Here is a 5297-nt window from a genome sequence, read left to right on the forward strand (position 1 = left end):
GCAACAACGGATTAACTATCGTCCGAAAAAGTGTTTGGGGTTCAAGCAGCCAGCTGTCCTATTTAAAGAAATGATGTCGGCTGCTTGAAAATTAAGAGTGTCGCAGTTCGGAGTTGAATTCGGGAATAAAAGCCGCTGAACTTCTCAATAAAGTCCGCAGGAACGGTTTTATCGGTCAAGCCAGATTCAATCAGCGCCGCTTGCCACTTCTGTACTTTCGGAAAGCCTTCAAGCATATCAAAACCGGAGCCTTCTTTAATCACTGACGCTCGGTGTAACAGTGGTAGCCAAGCGATGTCGACGTTAGAGATGTAATCGCCTTTAAAGAAGTCCCTGTCACCCAGCTTGTTCTCGGCCTTTTGGAAGGATTTTTGAAGATACGCTAAACGTGTCTCAAAGGTTTCTTTATCTTTACTGCCCATCGTTCCACATTGCGGCATGTAATGTTTACTTGCCTGATAAGACCAAGCGCGATCTAGTGCTTTTTGCTCTGCAGACACTTCTTCTATCGGCGCATATTTATCATCTAAGTATTCGACAATCGCGTCAGATTCAAATAACACAGTATCGTTTTCTGTTACTAACACTGGCACTTGACCGTTTGGCGAAATATCTAAGAACCACTGTGGCTTGTCATTAAGTTCAATATATTCAATTTCAAACGGCACATTCTTCATTACGAGAGAACCCATAACACGTTGAACAAATGGGCAATTTTTAAAGCTAATCAATTTAATCATTTTCGACTCCGAATTAGGTTATTAATTTCTGTTTACACCCTTAAGACGAACGCCAGATTCAAAAGACGAAAATTAATTCGTTATTTGTAGAAATAATTAATTACGGAAGTAACTAAAGGTAGTCACTTTAGGTAGTAAGTTTGAATACCTAAATACGGGGGGCTAAACGATCAGAGATATCGCAATTGACGCCATGATCACTCCAACGACAAACTCCAACACCTTCCAGGCTCGTGGGTTCTTAAACAATGGCGCCAAGAATCGTGCCCCATAACCAAGCGAAAAGAAGAACACAAACGAAGCCGACACAGCCCCTGCGCCAAACAACATTTGATTAGGTTGATATTGCGTTGAAATGGAACCCAATAGGACAACTGTATCCAAATAAACATGTGGGTTTAACCAAGTGAACGCCAAACACATAGCAATCGCTTTAGTTAACGAGTCTTTGGTTTCGACACTTGCTTCTAGAGCGTGATTTTCAGTGAATGCCGACCGAAAACTTAAGAAAGAGTACACACCTAAAAAGACCGCTCCACCAAAACGAGCAAATTGCTCAATTTGTGGAAACTGTTTAACGATCGCACCAAAGCCCGTTACACCGAAACTGATCAACAGTGCATCCGAAATAGCACACACAGCACAAATCGCCAGAACGTGTTGATTCTTAAGGCCTTGCTTTAAGACAAATGCATTTTGAGAACCAATCGCAAGAATCAGCGAAAGCCCCAGAGAGAAACCAGCAAAATAAGTCGTCATAGAATGTACTTCGAATCGGTTAGAATAATCATAAGTTACTATAAAACAGCGTAATTTTTCATAAAATTTACAATATCATCACATGAGCGTTACACAGCACAAAACCAAAATCTTTAATTTGCAACCAAATGCATATCAGGGCTACTTTCTGTTTTCGATTTTAGGAATGTAATCAAAGGAAGAAACATGATTAAAAAGCTGTGTTCAACACTGATAATTTGGGCAATAGCCAGCCAAGCACTCGCAACATCACTTTACTATATAAACCGCACCGACAAACCCATATTAATAAACTTTTCGATAGACTCCAGTGAACCCGTAAGTAACGGTTACCAATACAGGTTGACTGAAAATGACTTAGTTATTTGGCCTTATCAAAAAGCTAAAGTAGCTGATTTTAATCGATATTATGGGCTTGTTAATGGCGCAACGTATGACTACTTCCTAACAATTTCACGATTAACAAACGAAGGTACTTGGGAACCTAAGCCGCAAGAACCTGTAAGTCAACTTAGGTTAGTTGGTCACGGTTCAGGCTCAACGTTGTCTTATGGGTATAAAGATCAAGGGATGATGACCGACTACAACCCATATATTCTTCATCGATATAACCAAGATGGATATCACTCTGAGTTCGGTGTTAAGGCTATATACACGTCAGGCTTTGACGACGTTGAATTTGTAGTCTCAGAACATACGATCAATGATTTTGATCAAGACCCAAATACCTTGAACGTTGGGTCATATAACCTATGGATGCTCCCCGGCGTATCATCAAACATTACAAGTCGTGCAAGTGTCTTGGACCACACTCTCTCCGGATATGACGTACTCACACTTCAAGAAGCTTTTTCTTCAGACCGAGAGATCCTATTCAACGCTCTAGCAGAGGAATATGCATTTAGAACAGAGGTAGTAGGAGGTGGCACTAGTGCGATGTACGACGGAGGCGTGGTCACTTTTAGTCGCCATCCAATTATTGAAACCGACAGTATAGTTTTTGAACACTGCTCCGGAACTGATTGTTACGCAGATAAAGGCGTCGTCTATACCAAAGTCGACAAAGATGGTCAGATATATCATATATTTAACACGCATCTAGCATCATTCAATACGCCTGCTGCCAAAAGACTAAGACGCTTGCAGCTAAGGCTGATGCGAACCTTTATGCTGACTAAAGGCATACCTTCCAACGAAGCGGTTATCTATGCTGGAGACTTCAATATCGATAAAAATAGCGACTTCGTGGAATACCTGCTGATGCTAGCTACGTTGGATGTTGATCCTCCAGAATTCAGAGGCTACACCAATGCAACCTTTGATCCGACGATTAACCCGTATGCCGCTTATAATTATTCAGGTGGTGCTGATGTAGAGTATCTGGATTACGTTTTTGTTAGCAGAATGCATAGACGAGCAACAAGTAATACTAATACGGTCAAGCTTCATCAAAGGTTGAGCTCTGACACTTGGGGAAGTTGGCACCTTTCAGACCATTTTGCCGTCAACGGAAACTTTGAATTTAGCTCTCACTACGACTAACGTCCTTGATCTTGGCTCTTTCAAAAGCACTTCAATGCTGAGTGAGAGCCAAAACCCCCCCCTGCAATTAACAAACTAATCAGTTGATTTTAAACGCCTTTAATTCCAACTCTTAATTTTATAAATATTGCTTTTATTAATAGAATTTAGCTCAAACTTTGAGACTTTAAAATCAATCACAGTGAGATCTTCCTACCATTTCATTGATCAAACGAATGATACAAGTCTGATTGCATATTACCTTTTAACTGCGTTTTGAGCGGGCATTTCCCTCTCACTCAACTGACTTACTGCGTGTTTTTTACACTTCGTTTCGAAGAAGTCAGCGTTAGTCGCACAACTATTTAGTCGCACAATGATAAGGATGCACCACAGATGAATCACGGACAAAGACTTACCACTATAGCCCTAGCTATTATGGCTTCAACCCACGTATCAGCTACGACTCTGAACGAGAGTAGCCCAGAGCCACAACCTATCAACTCTCCTTTTATTCAAGATGTAAAAGGCACGATTGTTGAGGATTACTCACGAGAAACCATTCAACCTTCATTCTTCTCTATGAGAATGATGAGTAACGCCGATGAACAGCGCGGCGATTGGTTTAACTTATCGGCGAGCTACACAAGACTTCAGGGCGTGGGTTCAGATATTGTGTATGACTACCTAATGCCCCCTCTTATGCCACAGCCAGTTATCGTTGCCGTTCTTGATTCGGGTGTCGATGTTGAACATGAAGACCTAAAAAATAAACTTTGGACCAATGAAGGCGAGATCCCAGGCAACGGCATTGATGATGACGGCAATGGGTACATCGATGATGTCCACGGCTGGAACTTTCTAGGTAACTCGTTAGGTATTAACGTTGATCAAGACACACTAGAGGTTACCAGAGAATACAAAAAGTACCTCGAGTTAAAAGAAAATGGACATTGGATTCCGCGTAAGAAACGCAAGTACTATCAAGGTGTTGAATCTGATTACTTGTCGTCTCTAAAAGATGACCAAGATGCATTGAATCGTGTAACAACAGCAACTGAGCAAGCCAACGAGTACAAAGCAGAAATCCTTAAACTTACCGATCACAAAGACTTCACGGTAAACGGATTGCAACCGCTATTGAATAACGAAAACCCGAGCATTGTTACTTCAGCTGAAGGGCTTTTGAGCGTATTTGATTCATGGTATTCATTCGAATATCTAGAATCACGTCGTAGCCGCTATCAAGACTCTCTAGATTTCCACCTTAACCTAGAGCTCGATACGCGTGGCGATATTGTTTGGGATGACATTTCTAACCCTTGGGAAAAAGGCTACGGCAACAACGATGTAAAAGGCCCTGTAGGCTCACACGGCACACACGTTGCTGGAATCATCGCTGCTGAGCGTAACAACTCAGTGGGTATTGATGGTGTGGCAGATCATGCTCAAATCATGGCAGTACGTATGGTGCCAAATGGCGATGAGCGAGACAAAGATATTGCTAATGCGGTGCGTTACGCCGTCGATAATGGCGCGAAGATCATTAACATGAGCTTTGGTAAAAGCTACTCACCACGTAAATACATCGTCGACCACGCGTTCCGCTATGCAGCGCGTAAAGGCGTGTTGATCGTTCACTCTGCGGGAAACAGCCGTAACGATAATGACATCAAACCAAGCTTTCCAAACCGTTACGCTAAGCACTACCGCTCGAACCCTATTTCAACGTGGTTAGATGTGGGCGCATCAGCGAAATACGCAGACGAAACCTTGGTCGCAAGCTTCAGTAACTTCGGTCAGAAATCGGTTGATGTATTTGCACCGGGATATCGAATTCTGTCAACCACACCGGGGAATACTTACGGTTCGAAAAGTGGCACAAGTATGGCTGCGCCTGTCGTTTCTGGAGTCGCTGCGTTGGTGTGGTCGCGCTATCCTGATTTATCGGTAAAAGAGCTAAAGGCGATGTTAATGGGTGAATCAAAAATCTACCCAGAGCTGCTTGTTAAAAAGCCATCAAGCCCAGAAGATTTGGTTCCTTTCAGTACCCTTTCTATCTCAGGCAGCGTTGTGGATGCAGAAGCGATATTTGCAGAACTAGAAACACGCTAACGCTTTATCCATTATCGTTAGTCATTGATACCGGATATTCGTCATATATGGACCCACCCAGTTTGCAAGTAATTTTACACGTTTGGTAATAGAGTCATTGCCTTCATATATTCGGCCTATTTATTGAGCACATTATTATTGTGTTCATGGCCCTGATGTAAT

4 protein-coding genes are annotated in these 5297 nt (G+C 42.3%); 2 read left to right on the top strand and 2 right to left on the bottom strand.

Translation table 11 applies throughout. The features are described 5' to 3' along the window. Positions 1-62: 62 nt before the first annotated feature. Positions 63-740: a glutathione S-transferase family protein gene (locus H5300_RS25310; RefSeq protein WP_259397943.1), complete on the bottom strand. Its 678-nt coding sequence runs from the start codon at positions 738-740 to the stop codon at positions 63-65. Between the two features lie 162 nt (positions 741-902). Then, positions 903-1499 (bottom strand): LysE/ArgO family amino acid transporter, encoded by a 597-nt coding sequence (locus H5300_RS25315; RefSeq protein WP_017083559.1) that lies wholly within the window; start codon positions 1497-1499, stop codon positions 903-905. Between the two features lie 186 nt (positions 1500-1685). On the opposite strand from H5300_RS25315, the gene H5300_RS25320 reads away from it, so the two are divergent. Together H5300_RS25320 and H5300_RS25325 are read left to right on the top strand one after the other, a co-directional pair. After that, positions 1686-3041, top strand: a complete 1356-nt coding sequence (locus tag H5300_RS25320; protein ID WP_182797211.1) for a sphingomyelin phosphodiesterase — start codon at positions 1686-1688, stop codon at positions 3039-3041. A 375-nt stretch (positions 3042-3416) separates the two neighbouring features. After that, positions 3417-5135 (top strand): S8 family peptidase, encoded by a 1719-nt coding sequence (locus tag H5300_RS25325; protein WP_017083557.1) that lies wholly within the window; start codon positions 3417-3419, stop codon positions 5133-5135. Positions 5136-5297: the final 162 nt, after the last annotated feature.

It is taken from the genome of Vibrio sp. SG41-7, assembly GCF_014164465.1.
GTDB classification, from domain to species: Bacteria; Pseudomonadota; Gammaproteobacteria; order Enterobacterales; family Vibrionaceae; genus Vibrio; species Vibrio splendidus.

Bases quoted from the DNA above. Each gene is read 5' to 3' on its own strand.
- H5300_RS25320 (WP_182797211.1), top strand. From the start codon at position 1,686: ATGATTAAAAAGCTGTGTTCAACACTGATAATTTGGGCAATAGCCAGC.
- H5300_RS25310 (WP_259397943.1), bottom strand. From the start codon at position 740: ATGATTAAATTGATTAGCTTTAAAAATTGCCCATTTGTTCAACGTGTT.
- H5300_RS25315 (WP_017083559.1), bottom strand. From the start codon at position 1,499: ATGACGACTTATTTTGCTGGTTTCTCTCTGGGGCTTTCGCTGATTCTT.
- H5300_RS25325 (WP_017083557.1), top strand. From the start codon at position 3,417: ATGAATCACGGACAAAGACTTACCACTATAGCCCTAGCTATTATGGCT.